Consider the following 17,167-nt stretch of genomic DNA (forward strand, 5'->3'; position numbering starts at 1 on the left):
GAAAAATCAGATCGCAAGAAAGTGATGCACCTCGGGCTTGCCCGGCCCGATGTGAAAGCGCAGCGCCTCGCCCTGCAGGTCGGCATCGGCCTTCGACACGCGATGGTGCTGGCGCAGATGCTCCGCCCACGATTCGACGAGGAACCACTCCATCACCCGCTCGGGGTCGGCCGTGTGCTCGTGCACGCCCCAGGCATAGGCGCCGTCGCGGCGGCGTTCCAGAGACAGGCGCTTCATCGCATCGAGAAACGCAGGGCGGTCTTCCTTGCGGATGCGGTACTCGACCTGGATCATCACCGGCCCGCGGTCGTTCGCCACCGGTTCGGCGAGCAGCGGCTCGGGCCAGTGGTTCGATGCCTGCAGGTCAGCCTCGCCGGCCGGCAGCCGCACGCGATGGAAGACCAGCCCGGCCACCACGAGCCCCACAGCCCCCGCCACCAGTGTGGCCGGCACGCCGATCTGCTGCGCCACCAGGCCCCAGCCCAGGCTGCCCGCAGCCATCGCGCCGTTGAACACCGTGAGGTACACGGCCAGCCCTCGCCCTCGCACCCAGTTCGGCAGGATCGACTGCGCCACGCCGTTGAGCGTGGTCAGCGCAACGATCCAGCCCAGGCCCAGCAGCAACAGCAGCAGCACCGCCAGCCACTTCGGCGGCGCGAAGACCAGGCTGCCCATCACGGCCGCGGTGAGCAGCGCGGCCAGCAGCAGCATGCCGTCCGCGTCGAGCCGGGCGCGCAGGCGCGGCAGCACCAGCGCGCCGCCAATGGCGCCCGCGCCCACGGCGCCGAGCAGCACGCCATAGAAGCCCGCGCTGCCGCCGAGCATCTGCCGCGCCACCAGCGGCAGCAGCGCCCACACCGAGCTGGCGAACAGGAAGAACACCGCCGCGCGCAACAGCACCACGTGCAGCTCCTTGCTGGCGCGCGTGTAGCGCAGGCCGGCGCGGAAGGCGCCGAAGAAGTTTTCCGACAACCCGCTGTCGACCGGCGCGGGGCGCTTCCACCACAGCAGCGCCGCGATCACGAACACGTAGCTCAGCACGTCGACGCCATAGGTGGCGGCCGCGCCGAAGCTCGCAAGAATCAGCCCGCCCGCAGCCGGGCCGATGGAGCGTGCGATGTTGATGCCCAGCGAGTTCAGCGCCACCGCGCTCTTCAGATCGCTGCGCGGCACCAGCTCCGGCACGATCGATTGCCAGGTCGGCCCCATCAGCGCCGCGCCGATGCCGCCCACGAAAGTCAGCGCGATCAGGTACTCGACCGTGAGCGAGCCGGTGTGCGAGAGCACCAGCAGCGCACCGCTCACGGCCGCGAGCACCACCTGCACGAAGATCAGGAAGCGCCGCCGGTCGAGGATGTCCGACAGCACGCCCGCCGGAATCGCAAGCAGGAAGATCGGCAGCGTGGCCGCCGTCTGGATGAGCGCCACTGCCGTCGGGTTGGCGGACAGGTCCGTCACCAGCCACGAGCTGGCCACGTCGCGCATGAAGCTGCCGATGTTGCCGATGTTGCCGAGCACGGTGGCAGCCCAGAGCACCGCAAACACCGGCTGGCGCAGCGGCGCGAAGGCGCCGGGTTGCGGTGCCGGTGCGACCGCACTGTGCGAAGGTTCAGACATGGGCGCGCTCCTTCAGGTCATGCCAGGCGACGAGCAGAAAGCCGCCGACCAGCCCGAGATGTTCGAAGAAGGAGTTTGCCGCCATGAAGCGCTCCTGCCCGATCGGCATCTGCCAGAAGCGCAGCGCCACGAAAGTCGCCATCAGCGTGAAGCCCGCAAGCGCCAGCGCACCCAACCAGCGCAAGCGACCGGCGAGGATCAGCGCCGAGGCCCCGAGCTCCAGCACGATGACCGCCACGGCCAGCGGGCCGGCGGGCGACAGGCCGAAGTGGTTCATCTCCGCGAGGGCCGAGTTGAAATCCATCGCCTTGTTCAGCCCGCCCTGAAGATAGGCGGCGCACAGCAGCAGCAAGGCGATCCAGCGAATCGCAGGCGAAGTGGTCCAGCGCATCGTCACACCGCCCAGCAGGCGCAGCCGAGCGCGCCCCAGAAGCTCTTCAGGTCGGCAATGGGCAGCTTGCTGCTCCAGGCCGTGGCGTGCTGGTGGCCGTGCACGTTGCAGTTGTTGGCGCAGGCGCAGGCCGCGGCGGCATTGCGCAGAACCTTCTGCATCGGCGCGCCCTCGGCGGTGTCGGCCCAGCCGGCATAGCCGCCGAAGGTGCGCGCGGGCGACCAGTCTGGCATGGCCGGCGGTGGCGCGCCTTCGTCGTGCGCGGCGAAGGCGCCGGCGCCGTAGACCACCTTGCCGCCCACCATCGTGAGCAGCGCGGTGGTGTCGGCAATCTCCGATTCGGCGCAGGCGAAAAAGTCGCGGTCGGGCACCACGAGGTCGGCGAGCTGGCCGGCCTGGATACGGCCCTTCTTGCCCTCCTCGTTCGAAAACCACGTGACGTTCTCGGTCCACATGCGCAGCGCCTGTTCGCGGTCGATCAGGTTGCGCTGCGGCGTGATCTGCAGGCCGCCCACCGTCTTGCCCGTGACCAGCCACGACAGCGACACCCACGGGTTGTACGAGGCCACGCGCGTCGCGTCGGTGCCGGCCGACACCTTCACGCCCTTTTCGAGCATGCGCTTCACCGGCGGCGTCGCCTCGGCCGCGCCCGGGCCGTAGCGCTCGACGAAATACTCGCCCTGGTAGGCCATGCGGTGCTGCACCGCGATGCCGCCGCCCAGCGCCGCGATGCGGTCGATCGACTGGTCGGAGATGGTCTCGGCGTGGTCGAAGAACCAGTTCAGGCCGGCCAGCGGCGTGTCCTGGTTGACGCGCTCGAACACGTCGAGCGAGCGGCTGATGGTCTCGTCGTAGGTGGCGTGCATGCGCCAGGGCCAGCGGTTCTGCACCAGCACGCGGATCACTTCCTCCAGCTCGCCTTCCATCTCGGGCGCCATGTCGGGGCGCGGCTGGCGGAAGTCCTCGAAGTCGGCGGCGGAAAACACGAGCATCTCGCCGGCACCGTTGTGGCGGAAGTAGTCGTCGCCCTGCTTGTATCTGGATGTCGCGGTCCAGTTCAGGAAGTCCTGCTTCTCCTGCTTGGGCTTCTGCGTGAACAGGTTGTAGGCCAGGCGGATCGTCAGCTGCCCGTCGTCGGCCAGCTTCTGGATCACCGCATAGTCGTCGGGGTAGTTCTGGTTGCCGCCGCCCGCGTCGATGGCACCGGTCACGCCCAGCCGGTTGAGCTCGCGCATGAAGTGGCGCGTGGAATTGAGCTGGTAGTCGAAGGGCAGCTTCGGCCCCTTGGCCAGCGTGGCGTAGAGGATGGCCGCGTTGGGCTTGGCCAGCAGCAGGCCCGTGGGGTTGCCGGCGCTGTCGCGCACGATCTCGCCGCCGGGCGGCGCGGGCGTGTCCTTCGTGTAGCCCACCGCGCGCAGCGCAGCGCAGTTGAGCAATGCGCGGTCGTACAGGTGCAGGATGAAGACCGGCGTGTCGGGCGCAACGGCGTTCAGCTCCTCGATGGTCGGCAGGCGCTTTTCCACGAACTGGTGTTCGGTGAAGCCGCCCACCACGCGCACCCATTGCGGCGCCGGCGTGTTCGCAACCTGCCGCTTGAGCATGCCCATGGCGTCGGCCAGGCTGCGCACGCCGTCCCAGCGCAGCTCCATGTTGAAGTTCAGGCCGCCGCGAATGATGTGCAGGTGGTTGTCGATCAGCCCCGGCAGCACGCGCTTGCCGTGCAGGTCGATCACGCGGGTGGCGCTGCCAGCCAGCGGCAGCACCTCTTCGGCGCGGCCGACGCGGGTGAAGCGACCGTCCCTGATGGCCACGGCGTCGGCTACGGGGTTGGCGCGGTCCAGCGTGGTGAAACGGCCGTTGTGCAGGATCAGGTCTGGGGTTTCGGTGTTGGTGGTCATGTTGTCGGAGAAGGAGGCGACGGCAAGGCCGGGAGCTGCGAGGGTGGCGCCGAGCGCTCCGAGGAGGCGCCGGCGGCTGGGGTCTGCGGATGGCTTCATGCGTCGCGCCTGCCGGAAGACTGGGCTTCGGCGGTGTTCACCGCCGTCGGCTGCGCACACTTCGGCAGTTCGCCGAACACGTGCGGCTTGACCTGGTGGTGCAGCCACGAGGTGGCCACCGCATCGGGCTTGATCACGCTCTTGATGAGCGGCGGGATCTGCTCGCCGAGCAGGATCCCGAGAAGCCCCACCAGGGCGATGACCGGCGGCGCCGGCGAGCGCACCTGGAACAGTGCGTAGATCACGCCGACCAGCAGGCCGAGCGCGAGCGACAGGACATAGGGCTTCATGATTTCGTTCGCCTCGGCGTTGTCGATCAACCTTCGTGTGCGCCGAACATGGTCTTGGCGTAGGTCACGCCCAGGCCGTAGGCGCCGCCCACCTTCTTCGCGATGCCGGTGGTCAGCTCGTAGGTGTCGCCGCGGGCCCAGTCGCGCTGCAGCTCGAGCAGGTATTGCAGCGAGGTCATCGGCTGTGCGCCGGCCTGCACCATGCGTTCCATCGCGCGGTTGTGCGCCTCGGCCGACACGTCGCCGCAGGCGTCGGCGATCACATACACCTCGAAGCCCTGGTCGAGCGCCGACAGTGCCGGCCCCACGATGCACACGCTGGTCCACAGGCCCGCCAGCACGATGCGCGGCTTGCCGATCTGGTTCACGCGCTCGATCACGGCGGCGTCTTCCCAGGTGTTCATCGAGGTGCGGTCGAGCATCTTCTGGCCGGGGAAGGCGTCGGTGATCTCGCTGAACATCGGGCCCGAGAAGCTCTTCTCGGCCACCGTCGTGAGAATGGTCGACACGCCGAAGCCGGCGGCCGCCTGCGCCACCAGCGCGGCGTTGTTGCGCAGGTTCACGGCGTCGATCGAGTGCGTGGCAAAAGCCATCTGCGACTGGAAGTCGATCATGACCAGCGTGTGGTCGGTGGGGGTGAGCAGCTTGGCGCCGGCGGTGGGGGTGGCCTTGATGGACATGTGAAGCTCCTTGCGGTTGAATGGATATTCGATTGAATTCACAATTGCTTTCGGAGGGAATCTCCTTGGCATGGGCTGAATCATCGGGTCCCCATCAACTGTCATCGACGAAACTTTTCACAGGCAATGATCGAAGTTTTCGATCATTCCTTTTTCACCCCCTTTCTCACTCCTTTTTCTCTTCAAGGAACCGCAGCGTGCTCAAACTCAGCCTGGAAGCCATCGAGGTCGTCGACGCCATCGCCCGCCACGGTTCCTTCGCCGCCGCCGCCACTCGCCTGAACAAGGTGCCCTCCACCATCTCGTACGCCGTGGGCAAGCTGGAGGAGCAACTGGGCATGCTGCTGTTCGAGCGCAACGGCCCGCGCGTGACCCTCACCGCCGCCGGTGAAGAAATGCTCAAGGAGGGCCGCTGGCTGCTCAGCGCCGCGAGCGATCTCGAATCGCGCATGCGGCTGATCGCCACCGGCTACGAGTCGGAGCTGCGCCTCGTGCACGACTCGCTGATTCCCACGCAGGCGCTCATCGACGACATCCGTGCCTTCGAAGACCTGCGCTGCGGCACGCGGCTGCGCATCGGCTGCGAGGCGCTCACCGGCAGCTGGGAGGCGCTGCGCGAGGGCCGCGCCGACATCGTCATCGCCGCAGGCGAAGGCCCGGCCGGCGGCGGCTACCAGGCGGTGACCGTAGGCAGCCTCGACTTCGCCTTCTGCGTCGCGCCTTCGCACCCGCTCACGCGGCTCGGCCGGCCGCTGCAGCGCGGAGACCTGCTGGAGTGCAACGCCATCGTGGTGGGCGACAGCGCGCGCACGCTGTCGGAGCGCACCGTCGGCCTGCTGGCCGGCCAGCCGCGCATCACCGTGCCGTCGATGCCCGCGAAGATCGCCTGCCAGGTGGCCGGCCTGGGCCACGGCTTTTTGCCGCGCGCCTGCATCGTGGGCGAGCTGAAGCGCGGCACGCTGGTCGAGTTGCCCACCGAGGAACCGCGCCCGCCCGAGGCCTTCTGGCTGGCCTGGAAGACCGGCGCGCAAGGGCAAGCGTTGCGCTGGTGGCGCGAACGGATGAACCGCACGCTGGTGCCGGCGCTGCTGCCGCGCTCGGCCTTCTGAGCCGCCGCGGCAGCGCCTTGCGGACCTACCCGGCCGTGCCCGGATAGTCGGACACGAAACCGCCGCCTGTCGGATATCTCGTGAAGAACCACATGGAAGCCTCGTCATCCAGACGGATGCAGAACAGCTTCTCGTCGCGCTCAGTCAACCTCAGCCCGTAGGCGTAGATCCGTTCTTCGACCTCATCGAGCAGCGAAAGCGCGCCTTCATCGACGAGGCTGTTGTACTCATCGATGAGCGCGACCAACTCCTGCGGAAACCGGTTCTCAAGAATCCGGGCGGAGAAACAGTACGGGATGTCTTCGTCAGCCCTGTAGTCGACGACGGCGATGACCTCTCCGTGCTTCGACAGGATGCGGTCGATCATCGAGCCGGCCTTTGCAGGAGCGCTCAGCCGGCCGCGCGCAGCTTGTCCAGCGCCCGGTCGAGGAACGCCAGCCGGTCCTGCCCCCAGAAGCGCTCGCCGTTCAATATGAAAGTCGGCGCCCCGAACACGCCTGCCTCCACCGCCTCAGCGCTGTAGACGCGGTAAGCCGCCAGCGTCTCGGCCGCCTGCTCCAGCGCCTGCAGCGAGGCACCGTCGTAGCCGGTCTCGTCGGCCACCGCGATGCGCACCTCGGCCTGCGAGGTGTCGCGCTCCTCGGCCCACAGCGCGCGCAGCAGCGCATGCGACAGCGGCTGCGCGTCGAGCCCCTGCAGCTGCGCGGCGATCACCATCCAGCCCGGGTACTTGTTCCAGTTGGGGTCGGTCGGCGCGCCCTTGGGGTAGTGCGCGGGCACCAGGTTCATGGGCATGCCGAGGTAGTCGCTCCAGCGGGCGAGCTCCAGCGCGTGGTAGGTGCGGCGCGGCTCGGGGCGGGTCTTGAGCGGAATGCCGCCTGTCTGCGGCACCACGGCCTGGAAGTCGTACGGTTTGAGCGTGAGCCGCACGTGGTGGCGGCGCACGATGTCTTGCAGTTGCGGGCCGCCGAGGTAGGCCCAGGGGGAGGAGAGGCTGTAGTAGCAGTCGAGCGCGATCATGTTTCGATTATCTTCAGCGCATGCCCGACGCCACCGCGCTCCCCACCCTTCTCCCCTTGGGGTTTGCGCAGGCCATGCCGGCGCGATGAAGTTCCCCGCCTTTCTCTTCTCGCTGTTTCTCTCCAGGCTGGCCGACCAGATCCTGCTGTTCCTGGTGCCGCTCGTGGTGTTCCAGGTGACGCAGGACGTGGCTTGGTCGGGCTACGCCTTCGCGGCCGAGACGCTGCCGCGCTTTCTGTCGTTTCCCGTTTGCGGCGCGCTGTGCGACCGGGTGTCGCCGCTGAAGCTGCTGCGCGGCAGCCAGATCTTTCGCGCACTGGCCTGCGTGCTCGGCGTGCTGGCCAACGAAGCCATGGGCGGCATCTGGTGGCTCGTGGGGCTGTCGGCCGTGTGCGGCGTGCTCACCACGCAGGGAATGATGGCCCGCGAGGTGATGCTCCCGCAGATCGCCAGTGGAACCCGCGGCCTGGGCTTCGACAAGGTGCTGGCCTATGCGCAGACCGCCGACCAGACCGGCATGGTGCTCGGCCCCCTGCTGGCGGCTGCGCTGATTGCCGTGTGGCCGTGGCAGGCGGCAGTGTGCGCTGCGGCGGCGCTGTTCCTGCTGGCCGACGTAGCCACTGCCTGGTGGCGGCGCGGCAACCCCGTCGAGTTGCACGAGCCGCAGGGCGAGCCGGGGCAGCATCTGCTGAAACCCATCGCCACCGCACTCGGCCATGTGCTGCGCCTGCCGGGCCTGCTGCGGCTGACCATGCTGACAGCAGGCGTGAACCTGATGCTCGGCACCACGCTGGCCTCTTCCGCCGCGATGGTCACGGGGCTGCACCAGCGCTCCGCCACCTACTACGCGTGGCTGCAGACACTGGGGGCCGTGGCCACCATCGTGATCCTGCTGGCGATCATCCGGGGATCGATCGCGCTGAAGCACATGGGCATCACCGCCTACCTGCTGATACTGGCCGGCGGCCTGCTCACGGCCGCAAGCACCAGCCACTGGGGCTATGCGGCCGGCTTCCTGCTGGTGATCGGGTTCGACAAGATGTTCAGCATCTACATCCGCATCCACCGGCAGCGCATCATTCCGGCGCAGGACTACGGCAAGACCACCGGCGTGATCGTGCTGCTGAACAACCTGACGCAGCCGCTTGCGGGGTTGATCGTCGGTGCGTTTGCCGATGCGACGCAGACGCGTGGAGTGATCTTTTCGGTGTGCCTGCTGGTGGGGGCCATCGGCATCGTTGCCGCCGTTGTGGCCAGCAGGAGCGCCACTGCTGCAGAGCCTTGATGGCAGCGGTGGTCAAATCCAACCGCCATGCTCAACCTGAACCGTTTCGATCTCATCTCCCTGCGCCTTTTCGTCGCAGTCGTCGATGCAGGGAGCCTGACGGCGGGCGCGGATCGATTCGGCGTTTCGCTCCCGGCGGTGAGCAAGCGCATCACCGACCTCGAACGGCATTGCGGCGTCGCCCTGCTCCAGCGGGGGCAGCGCGGCGTGACCGCCACGCCGGAGGGACAGACCCTGCACCGGCACGCCATCGAGGTGATCGCGCGGCTGGAGCAACTCGTGCAGGCCGTCGACGATCTTCAATCGGGTGCCACTGGCCACCTGCGGTTGTGCGCCAATCCTTCAGCCTTCGGAGGCTTCCTGCCGAGCGTGCTGGCAGCGTATGCCCGCCGCTATCCCCATGTCGTGATCGACATGGAAGACGCATTGAGCGAGGACGGTATCCGCGCCGTGCTTAAAGGCACGGCGGAGCTTGCCGTCATCGGCGACAACGTTCCGCGTGAAGGCCTGGAGACCATCGTCTGCAATATCGACCAGCTGGTCCTGCTCGTGCCGGCAGGCCATGCGCTGGAGGGCCGGCAGAACGCCTCCATCGAGGACGTGTTCGACCACGACCTCGTCACGCTGGCACGAAGCGCGTCGCTCACGCGCAAGGTAATGGCGGCGGCCGACGCGGTACAGCGCACGCCCCGCATCCGGGTGCAGGTACGCAGCTTCGATTCGATGTGCCGCATGGTCGCATCGGGGCTGGGTCTGGCGATCCTGCCGCGCGCCGCTGCCGCGCTCTATGCCCAGGCCCTCGGCCTCGTGCAGGTTGGCCTCGAAGGCATCGAGATGGAGCGCGTGCTGCTGCTGGCCATGCGCAGCCGCTCGGAACTGTCCGCACCGGCAGCCGCCCTCGTGGAGATGATCGAAGGCACGGCCGCGTTCAGCGAAGCACAGCGCTCTCGGACGCCTGCCGGATGAGCCGGTCACGATCGGCAGGCAGAAGAAAGCCCTCGGCAAACGCCTTGCCGGCTGCGGCGCGAACCGCAGCCTCGTAGCCCTCGTGGCTGCCGTAGCGCTCTTCGAGCGACAGGCGCGGGTCGCCGCGGGCGATGCGCTCGGCACGCGTTCGCGCGAACGGCACATAACCGCCCACGTAGTTGCACACCTGCCCCTGATGGAAACCCCCGGCAGTGATGTTGAAGCCCAGGTAGGTGCCCAGCGGCGCCATCACGAGCACGGTGGGCACACCCCCGATCTCGTTGCCGTCGGCATCGACCTTCGGCACCTTCATCGGGATGACCTTCCTGATGACCGGCGGCACGCTGGTAGGCACGCCAGAAGCTTCCGCGTGATCGAATTGCGGGCCCCAGTCGTAGTCGAACACCGGAAACGCAAAGTTCTCCCGCTGGAAGATCGAGTCCGGAATGCCGGGCACGGCGCCCGGAAAGCCCATTGCCGCCCTGTTCGCGTCAACCAGCGTCTTGCCCGCCAGCGTGGGCCATCGGCTCGGCGGCGGCGGTGTGCCCTTCAACACCCAGTCGCGCATGGCCATGCGCAGCACGTTGGTGATCTCCGTGTGCGGCACCGGGTTCGCCGCCAGCGTGCCGCGGCCAAAGCTGTTGCCGGGGCAGGTGGGGCTGGTGGCAGTCTCCGGCGGCATGTGCGCGAAGCCACCGGATCCGCCGCCGTGGCTGCTGCTCGGCACGTAGTAGCGGCGAACGTTGCGGGGCAACGGAATGTCCGCGTCGCCGGCCGTGCCGATCCATTCCGGCGTCAGCTTCAGCGCGTACACCTCGGCCGACCCGAAATGCTCGATCACCTTCGGGCAGGTGCTGTTCTTGTCGCAACGCGAGAAGATGCTGCCGGTGGGCTGCTTGCGCACCGGGTCTGGCCAGTCCGCCCACCACTGCGGGCCTTCGCTGCCCTGCTGGTAAAGCTCCAGCACCCCGTCCGGCTGGGCCCAGCGCGAGTTCGCGGCCACCCGGCGGCCCGCGATGATCGGCCAGGCTCCGTCGTAGACCATGCGGTTGCGTTCGTCCTGGTTCAGGCCCATGAAGATGAACTGCCGCACCATGTTTCCGGACTGCGACACACCCCGCACGGCCGTGCCCTTGACGAAGCCTGCAACCGGATTGCGCGTGCCGGAGTCGTCGGCGGCTTCGTAGCGGAAGAAGGTGCCGACGTCGCGGAATGCCGCCATCCCCACGCCCAGGACGTAAGCGTTCTGTGCCGGATACACCACCTGGTACAGCAGCTTGGGATCGAAGCCGTTGCGCAGACAGATATGCACCGGCAGGTTGCCAGGTGCGTTGGCGGGGTTGTTGTCGATCGGCGTACCGGGAAACGGGTTGCCGGCGTCGCATTTCGCGAATGCCCAGTCGCCCGGGGCGATGTCAGGCCCCTCGGTGACAACGCCGTCGACAGTCTCCTTCGTGTGCGTCTTCAGCGTCGCCTTGGTCGTGTCCAGCGTGGCCGGGAGATATGGCACAGGGTTCGTCTGCACCATCAGCGGCTTGGAGTCCGGGCCGCTCTGATTGACGATTCGCGCGAGCACATTGCCTGTGACGGCCACGCCACCCACCTTCGCGATGGGCGCCGCCACCCAATGATTGGTGCCCGAGGCGCGGTTGACTGGAACGCCCGTGTTGCCGGCGTTGTCCGCCTGCCAGCCGCTGCGCAGGCCAATGTCGCCCAGTTCGCGCTCTTCGACGACGATGGTTCCGGCGCCGCCGCGATTGGGTACGTCATGCCAGAGAAAGCCGCTCGCGCGGTTCATGTCGACCGGCTTCACCAGATTGAACGAGGCCTCGTAGCGCACCTTGCCATCGGCATCTGCCCCCAGCTTGATGTCGGTAACGATGCTGTTGTGCGGATCGTTCGGGTCGAGCTCGCCGAAGGCGCGACCGCGGATCTGCTCGTACGGAATCGACTGCCCCGTGAGCGCCGAGACATCGTCGATCACGATGCGGGTGACACGAGCCTCGGCCGGTGCGGCAGCCACGATCGCCGCCACGGCCGCCGCGAGCCAATGAAGGCGTAACCGGCGCCCGCTCAGGTTTCTGGGGTGCATGCTGTCTCCTGTTTTTATGCTGCTCCGAACGTGTCGGCGCCTTGCATCCTCACGATTCGGAGGCACGCCGACAATTCGCGTCTTGTTTAGCCGGTCTTAACCGATGGTTAAGGACAGGCGCAGCGAGCGCTGCTACATCACCTTGACAGCACGCCCGATGAACTGGATCGGCCCCGTCGGCCGGTCGATGGGCGAGCCGTTCTCGGGCTCCAGCGTGAGTTCGAACAGCTGGTTCGGCTCCAGCGGCGGCAGCTTGTCGATGGGAATGCGCAGCGTCTGCCCCTGCTTGACCAGCCCCAGCGACACCGGCCCGCGCCACTGATCGGCCTTGGTCCAGAACTGCAACGCCTTCTGCGGCGGCACCTCGAACGTGCCCAGCGGCACCAGGCTCAGCTGGCGCGACGAGGTGGTCTGGATCACCCAGCCCGGCGACTTGTCCTGCGGGGCGACCAGCACCACCATGTACTGCGGCTGAGGCAACGGGCGCATGACGAGCACCGCAACCATCAGTGCGGCGGCGGCGAACCCGCCAGCGGCCAGGCCACGCCAGAGCTGAAGATTGTTCCACCAGCTTGGGAACGCCGACGGACGCGCGGGCTTCGGCTTCGCTACGTTGCCAAGGCTCTGCTCGATGCGCGCCCACAGCGCAGGCGACGGGTCCGCTGGCGGCGCAAGCGCGGTCAGTGGCAACAGCCGTGCCTCCCAACCCTGCACGGCTTCGCGCAAAGCCGGCTCGGCATGCATACGCGCTTCGACCGCCGCGCGCGCGCCGGCCGACAGCGTGCCCAGCACGTACTCGCCCGCCACTGCGTCGATGTCGTCGTCGGCCGGGTTGTTGCTGCCGCTCATGCCATGCACTCCCGCAGCGCGCGCATGCCGCGCTGGATCCAGGCCTTCACCGTGCCCAACGGCGTTTGCAGCCGCTCGGCGATTTCGCCGTGTGAGCAGCCTTCGACATACGCATAGAGGATGCAATCGCGCCGCGCCGGCTCCAGCCCTTTCAGGCAGTTGTCGAGCCTGCCCAGATCGGCGCGCAATTCGAACGGATCGCCAGCCGAGGCATATGCCACCAGCGCGGCCTGGTCGTCGATGGCTTCGGCAGCGTCTTCGCTCACGTCCACCTGGCGCGCACCGCTGCGCACCATGTTCAGCGCCGCATTGCGCACCACGCTGTAGACCCACCCACGGCCTTCGCCGCGCGCCGGATTGAAACTCTCCGCGCGCTGCCAGATGCTGATGAAGGCATCGTGCAGCACGTCTTCAGCCTGCTGGCGCTGGCGCACGATGCGCAGCGCCACGCCCATCAGGTAGCGGCTCTCGCGCTCGTACAGCTGCTGCAAAGCCTGACGATCGCCGCGTGCGCAAGCCATGAGAGCGGCGTCGTAGTCGAAGGGCGCAGCGGTGAGCGGCGGGTTTTGCACCGGCCGATGGTAGTGGAGCCGAGGGCTCCACCGCTGAATCACCCGCCGATCAGGACGCCTTCCAGAAGATGTAGTCGGCCTGGTACTGCACGACCTGCTTCTGGCCCTTGGTGGCCGGAGTACACGGAACGGCAGCCGGAGCCACACCGCCCTGCAGCGCTACGCGCTGGATATAGGTAACGCCCGTCATCGCGCCCGAACCCACGGCCGGATTGGCCTTCACGAGCTGGAACGGCAGGCTGGTCGGCCCCGAGGGCGCGACGGCCAGTTGCGTGGCCGTGAGCTTGGAGCCGTCGTTCGACTCCCAGGTGGCCGGCGGGCCGTAGTACTTGCCGACCTGCTTGCCGCCGCGGTCCCACAGCTTGGCGTCGGGGCCGACGAACACCCATTCGGTCTGGCCGGGGGTGTTGGCCTTGTCGCGGCATTCATACGTGATGTCGCCCTTGCCGATGGTTTCCATGGCGACCTTGTTACCGGCCGGCACCTGGATGGTTGGCGGCAGGCTGGACTGGTTGAAGGCGGGGCCTGAAGACATCGAGCCGCAGGCGGTGAGTACGGCGGCAGCGGCGGAGACGGCGCCGAGAACGGCGAGTGAACGGGCGGAACGGGAGGTGTGCATGGAAATACTCCTGGGTTGTAGATGGGCGGCAGCAGCTCCTCGCTGCTGAAGGGTCTACACGCCAGAAGTGGGTTTGGATGCAGGGGGAGCGAAAGATTTTTTGGACGAGCAGCGAGCCCTGAATTGAATGTGCGTCGTACCGTGAAATACGAACGGCCGTTTAACGATAGACAACAGTGCTTACTCGCTCGGCCACGTACACCTCCCGGGTCATCAACTCTGGGTGTATTGAATGGATCGAAAGGTTCTTGTGGTCGGCGATCCGCCGGCTCCTGGTGGGAGGGTGCTGCCCTATGACGGTCCGATGCTCGATATGTTCGGCCACCGCGCCGCATTGATCGGCGGCAGGGCTTACTGCGAAGGGTGCAACAGCGTCGGCATCATCGCAAAGGCGGGAGGGCCACGGCGCCCGCAGTTCATATCGGAGGTGGCGCTGGAGGGGGATGTGGTGGTGTGCCACTGCCCGGTGCCGCAACCGCTGCTGTCGATGCTGCAGCAATCGGCGGTTTATGACGATGACGCCGCGCATGCAACAGGCTTGTCCCCGTTGACTTCGACAACGACCAAGGTCTCCAGTCCCGAGATGGCTGCCTTCAAGAAGACGGTGGACGACAACGTCACACATCCACCCGAGGCCGAACAAACAGAAAACATCTGCCCAAAAATGACCAACAAGGCCTTCGCTACCTTGATGATGAAATTGCGAGATATGGCAGTCGACTACATCACAAAACAGCGTCTACCCGAATTGGAGCGTTGGGATGAAGAGGCTCAGGCTCGCGTGTTGACATGGTTTGGCATTGCCGATCAGAGCACGCGTGAACACTTGCGCAAAGGCTTGACTGAATGCGTTCGCGTACTTCAGGGCCTGAAAGCGAAGAATTTTGTTCGGTTCACGGCAGGCGGCAAGCTGGCGACCTGTGTTCTGAACGACGGAGTGGGTACTGTCGCGGCGGTATGCAAGCCGGATACCGCAACCCATACCATTGCGATTGCATTGCCGTTCTGCGAGTTCCAGTATGACAACAGGGTCATCTTCGGAACAAACAAGGTCTTAGACGGTGACTCCAGGCTTTTGACTCTGATCCACGAAGTGACGCACTTCGACGATACCTTCAGCTCGAACGACACTTGGTACGGTACGACAAACTCAAGGGATCATGTCAGCACGGAGAATCTGGCCGCACTTCGGGTCAATGCGGACAGCATTGCCGCCTATGTTCTCAACGTTGACAAGGATGCATCGAAATGAAGAACAACCGGCGCTCTTTTCTCCGGCACTTCACGGCATCTCTTGCCGTGCTGTTCACACCGGCAGTGTTGGCATGCAGCCCGATCAAGAGTATTGGTATCGTGTTCGACTGGAACTCTGCAGAAGTTCCGGCCAAAGAGGTTCTCAAGCTTGCAAACTGGACCTCCATGCTTCGCGTGAGGTATCCAAACCGGGAAGCCATCTTCATGACCACGCAGGCAGCGTTTGGCGAGAACGATGCAAGCAACCTGGGATTGGAGCGCACCAGAAATGTTGCAAAGGTCCTCACGGAGGATTTGCAGTTCGATGTGCAACGAATCAAGCTCCCCACCAAAGGGTATATCGCCGCCGCGCCAGCTCCCAAGGGAAGTGACTTGGTGAAACGCGTCGATATTGAGTTTCTTCCGGCCTGCCCGCACGAGTGCCCATGTCAAAAGGGCGACCCTCTTTACAAACCACAGGCTTCGCAATGACGAAGCTCAGATTCAACGGCCTGCTTTCACTGATTCTGATCACCGGGCTGCCGACTGCGCTGGCCTGCAGCCCGATCAAGGTCAGAGGGGTGTATTTCGAACGTGACTCTTCGGCAGTTCCCGCATCGCAAGTTTCCAGGCTGGCGAACTGGATGATCGATCTTCGCCAACGGTATCCGAACCATCAAGCTTTCTATGTCAGCGCTTCCACGGAGCCCGGCGAGCAGGCCCCCAATCGTCTGGGGATGGATCGTGCACGCAACATTGCTCGCGTGCTTCAGGAAAATCTGCAGATCGCTCCAGCGAAGATTGAGCTCCCGGAACGAAGCTACGTCGAAGCGCCCGTTTCCGCATATTTGAAGCAGCGGGAGAAGAGCCAAGGCGTCAGAGTGGACCTCGGTTTTTTACCGGCTTGCCCACATGAATGCTCTTGCCAGCTAGGGGACCCGCTCTACAAGCCGAAGGCGCCGACGCAATGAAAGGCCGACTCCTTGCCCTCACCTGGGCCCTCACTCCCGCATGGGCCATCGCCTGTTCCTTTGGCGACCTCGAACACGACGTTCAGTTCGCCCCCGCAAGCACGCATCTCGAATCGCCGCAGGTCCTCTCGCTGACGAACTGGTTTGTCGAGCAGCAGAACCCAAAAAGGGCGACCGGCGGCATCTACCGCGCCGACATCTATGCCGGCGCCATCAAGGGCGATGCCGCTTCGCTGAAGAAGGCGAACCTCCGACTTGCCGAGATCGCCGATCTGTTGAAAACCTTGAGCACCACGGCCTCCGTCGAAGTGCAAGGGCACGTCGATGAGTTCGAAAGCCAGGCGATAAGGCACCCGGAGCGTCTGGATGTTCTGAACGCAACCGTTCAACCCGCGTGTGCCAAAACAGTCTCATGCTGCAAATGGTCTGAAGGACCTGCCGCGCCGCCCAGGCAGCAGTAAGCCGATGCACCGACGAATCATCTGGGCTTTGGCCACGGCCCTCGCTGCGGGGCAAGCAACGGCATGCAGCTACATCGTGGCGACTCAGATCAGCTTTGAAAGCGGCGCGGCGGAACTGGATCGATCACAGATCATCAAGCTCTCGGAGTGGCTGAACCGTTCCTATGCAGCCTTTCCCAAGTACACGGGCGCGGGGGTAGAAACCGGCGCTTCTGGCGCCGTTCCCAGCGAGGCAAAGGCGTTGGCTGAACTGCGTGCGGCCAACACGGTAAGAGCGCTGCGTGTGTTGCTGCGCACCGACCTTCCCGTGGAGACGTACTCCCGGGCATACCGCTCTCCAGAGAGTCCATTCGGAGAGAGCAACGATTTCGCTGCGCTCCATCTCTATCCTGATGTTGAGGGACTGAAGCTACCGAGGTGCCATTCGCACATGGGCGCGGTCGTTGTGTGGGAGGTTCAACGGCTGAGCTGAACGATCACGTCGATGGTGTGCTCTGCGCAGCGAAATAAAGGAGGAGTCCGAAGGACGGGGGACATTCGCGGAGCAGAGCACGCCGTCGGCGTGAGCGCGCCCCGACAAAGCCCCATGAGCTGTTTGAAACGCGCTCTCACCCCTTCCCCCGTATCAACTGCGCCACCAACAATGGCTGCTGAGGGAGGCAGGCGCACCGACTGCCTGATCGATCGCTCCCGCCCCAGCGTGCCGCATCAGAGCTCGTTGCAATAGCTGCTGACAGGCGCCCCAGCCAGCTCAGCCGCCATCGTGTCCCAAGCGCCGGACGACACCACGCCCGCGATATGCGCCTCATGCTTGCTCCGTGACTCCCACGACTCGACCAGCGTGAACACGCAGTCGTTGTCGCCGTGCCCGAACAACTGCACACCACGGCATCCATCCGCCGATGGCAGCGACTGCTTGACCTGCTGCATGAGTTGGGCAAACGCGGATGCGCGCTCGGGCTTGGCTTCGAAAGTGATGATGACGTTGATCGGATTCATGGAAATTTCTCTGTCG

The 17,167-nt window shown here is 65.8% G+C and carries 20 protein-coding genes; 8 read left to right on the forward strand and 12 right to left on the reverse strand.

All coding sequences use genetic code 11. From position 1 onward, the window contains the following. Positions 1-6 precede the first annotated feature (6 nt). The 5 genes from BLW48_RS05085 to BLW48_RS05105 all read right to left on the reverse strand — a co-directional run bounded on the left by BLW48_RS05085 (position 7) and on the right by BLW48_RS05105 (position 4,975). Positions 7-1,617 (reverse strand): MFS transporter, encoded by a 1,611-nt coding sequence (locus tag BLW48_RS05085; RefSeq protein WP_093173069.1) that lies wholly within the window; start codon positions 1,615-1,617, stop codon positions 7-9. After that, complete coding sequence (locus BLW48_RS05090) at positions 1,610-2,008, reverse strand: DoxX family protein (RefSeq protein WP_093056393.1); 399 nt, start codon at positions 2,006-2,008, stop codon at positions 1,610-1,612. Before BLW48_RS05090 ends, BLW48_RS05085 begins: the two co-directional genes overlap by 8 nt. Before the next feature lie 2 nt (positions 2,009-2,010). Continuing rightward, positions 2,011-3,906, reverse strand: coding sequence for an amidohydrolase (locus BLW48_RS05095; protein WP_218137494.1), 1,896 nt, complete (start codon positions 3,904-3,906; stop codon positions 2,011-2,013). Between the two features lie 95 nt (positions 3,907-4,001). Further along, a complete protein-coding gene (locus BLW48_RS05100; protein WP_093173276.1) occupies positions 4,002-4,295 on the reverse strand; it encodes a DUF1427 family protein in 294 nt (97 codons plus the stop codon). A 26-nt stretch (positions 4,296-4,321) separates the two neighbouring features. Beyond that, positions 4,322-4,975 carry a hydrolase gene (locus BLW48_RS05105; RefSeq protein ID WP_093056307.1) on the reverse strand — a complete coding sequence of 218 codons (654 nt, stop codon included), beginning with the start codon at positions 4,973-4,975 and terminating at the stop codon, positions 4,322-4,324. Positions 4,976-5,172: 197 nt separating this feature from the next. Here BLW48_RS05105 and BLW48_RS05110 point away from each other — a divergent pair, with 197 nt between their 5' ends. Beyond that, positions 5,173-6,084, forward strand: a complete 912-nt coding sequence (locus BLW48_RS05110; protein ID WP_093078589.1) for a LysR family transcriptional regulator — start codon at positions 5,173-5,175, stop codon at positions 6,082-6,084. Between the two features lie 25 nt (positions 6,085-6,109). Here the strand turns inward: BLW48_RS05110 and BLW48_RS05115 are convergent, their stop codons facing one another. Both BLW48_RS05115 and BLW48_RS05120 read right to left on the reverse strand, forming a co-directional pair. Beyond that, positions 6,110-6,451, reverse strand: coding sequence for a hypothetical protein (locus BLW48_RS05115; RefSeq protein WP_093173074.1), 342 nt, complete (start codon positions 6,449-6,451; stop codon positions 6,110-6,112). Between the two features lie 23 nt (positions 6,452-6,474). After that, complete coding sequence (locus BLW48_RS05120) at positions 6,475-7,104, reverse strand: 2-hydroxychromene-2-carboxylate isomerase (RefSeq protein WP_093173076.1); 630 nt, start codon at positions 7,102-7,104, stop codon at positions 6,475-6,477. 85 nt (positions 7,105-7,189) lie between these two features. Here BLW48_RS05120 and BLW48_RS05125 point away from each other — a divergent pair, with 85 nt between their 5' ends. Continuing rightward, complete coding sequence (locus tag BLW48_RS05125; RefSeq protein WP_093173078.1) at positions 7,190-8,389, forward strand: MFS transporter; 1,200 nt, start codon at positions 7,190-7,192, stop codon at positions 8,387-8,389. A 27-nt stretch (positions 8,390-8,416) separates the two neighbouring features. Next, positions 8,417-9,355 carry a LysR family transcriptional regulator gene (locus BLW48_RS05130; RefSeq protein WP_093056315.1) on the forward strand — a complete coding sequence of 313 codons (939 nt, stop codon included), beginning with the start codon at positions 8,417-8,419 and terminating at the stop codon, positions 9,353-9,355. On the opposite strand, the gene BLW48_RS05135 is transcribed toward BLW48_RS05130, so the two are convergent. The 4 genes from BLW48_RS05135 to BLW48_RS05150 form a co-directional block, all read right to left on the reverse strand. Then, positions 9,318-11,447, reverse strand: coding sequence for an alpha/beta hydrolase domain-containing protein (locus tag BLW48_RS05135; RefSeq protein ID WP_093173080.1), 2,130 nt, complete (start codon positions 11,445-11,447; stop codon positions 9,318-9,320). The genes BLW48_RS05130 and BLW48_RS05135 overlap by 38 nt on opposite strands. 132 nt (positions 11,448-11,579) lie before the next feature. Then, positions 11,580-12,296 (reverse strand): anti-sigma factor, encoded by a 717-nt coding sequence (locus BLW48_RS05140; protein WP_093173082.1) that lies wholly within the window; start codon positions 12,294-12,296, stop codon positions 11,580-11,582. Next, positions 12,293-12,817, reverse strand: a complete 525-nt coding sequence (locus BLW48_RS05145) for a sigma-70 family RNA polymerase sigma factor (RefSeq protein WP_371127539.1) — start codon at positions 12,815-12,817, stop codon at positions 12,293-12,295. The genes BLW48_RS05140 and BLW48_RS05145 overlap by 4 nt, the downstream gene beginning before the upstream one ends. A 100-nt stretch (positions 12,818-12,917) precedes the next feature. Continuing rightward, on the reverse strand, positions 12,918-13,487 hold the full coding sequence (locus BLW48_RS05150; RefSeq protein WP_177142268.1) for a DUF3455 domain-containing protein: 570 nt from the start codon (positions 13,485-13,487) through the stop codon (positions 12,918-12,920). Between the two features lie 232 nt (positions 13,488-13,719). Between BLW48_RS05150 and BLW48_RS05155 the strand changes: the two genes are divergently transcribed. From BLW48_RS05155 to BLW48_RS05175, 5 genes are all read left to right on the forward strand, one after another. Next, on the forward strand, positions 13,720-14,739 hold the full coding sequence (locus tag BLW48_RS05155) for a M35 family metalloendopeptidase (protein ID WP_093173088.1): 1,020 nt from the start codon (positions 13,720-13,722) through the stop codon (positions 14,737-14,739). Further along, the gene (locus BLW48_RS05160; protein ID WP_093173090.1) at positions 14,736-15,212 is read left to right on the forward strand and encodes a hypothetical protein; all 477 of its coding nucleotides are present in this window, start codon (positions 14,736-14,738) and stop codon (positions 15,210-15,212) included. Before BLW48_RS05155 ends, BLW48_RS05160 begins: the two co-directional genes overlap by 4 nt. Next, positions 15,209-15,691 (forward strand): OmpA family protein, encoded by a 483-nt coding sequence (locus BLW48_RS05165; protein ID WP_093173092.1) that lies wholly within the window; start codon positions 15,209-15,211, stop codon positions 15,689-15,691. Before BLW48_RS05160 ends, BLW48_RS05165 begins: the two co-directional genes overlap by 4 nt. Next, positions 15,688-16,152 carry a hypothetical protein gene (locus BLW48_RS05170; RefSeq protein ID WP_093173094.1) on the forward strand — a complete coding sequence of 155 codons (465 nt, stop codon included), beginning with the start codon at positions 15,688-15,690 and terminating at the stop codon, positions 16,150-16,152. Before BLW48_RS05165 ends, BLW48_RS05170 begins: the two co-directional genes overlap by 4 nt. Before the next feature lie 76 nt (positions 16,153-16,228). Beyond that, a complete protein-coding gene (locus BLW48_RS05175) occupies positions 16,229-16,624 on the forward strand; it encodes a hypothetical protein (protein ID WP_143047723.1) in 396 nt (131 codons plus the stop codon). Between the two features lie 236 nt (positions 16,625-16,860). On the opposite strand, the gene BLW48_RS05180 is transcribed toward BLW48_RS05175, so the two are convergent. After that, positions 16,861-17,151, reverse strand: coding sequence for a putative quinol monooxygenase (locus BLW48_RS05180; protein ID WP_093173098.1), 291 nt, complete (start codon positions 17,149-17,151; stop codon positions 16,861-16,863). Positions 17,152-17,167: the final 16 nt, after the last annotated feature.

It is taken from the genome of Variovorax sp. YR266 (genome assembly GCF_900107295.1).
In the GTDB taxonomy this organism is placed as follows: Bacteria; Pseudomonadota; Gammaproteobacteria; order Burkholderiales; family Burkholderiaceae_C; genus Variovorax.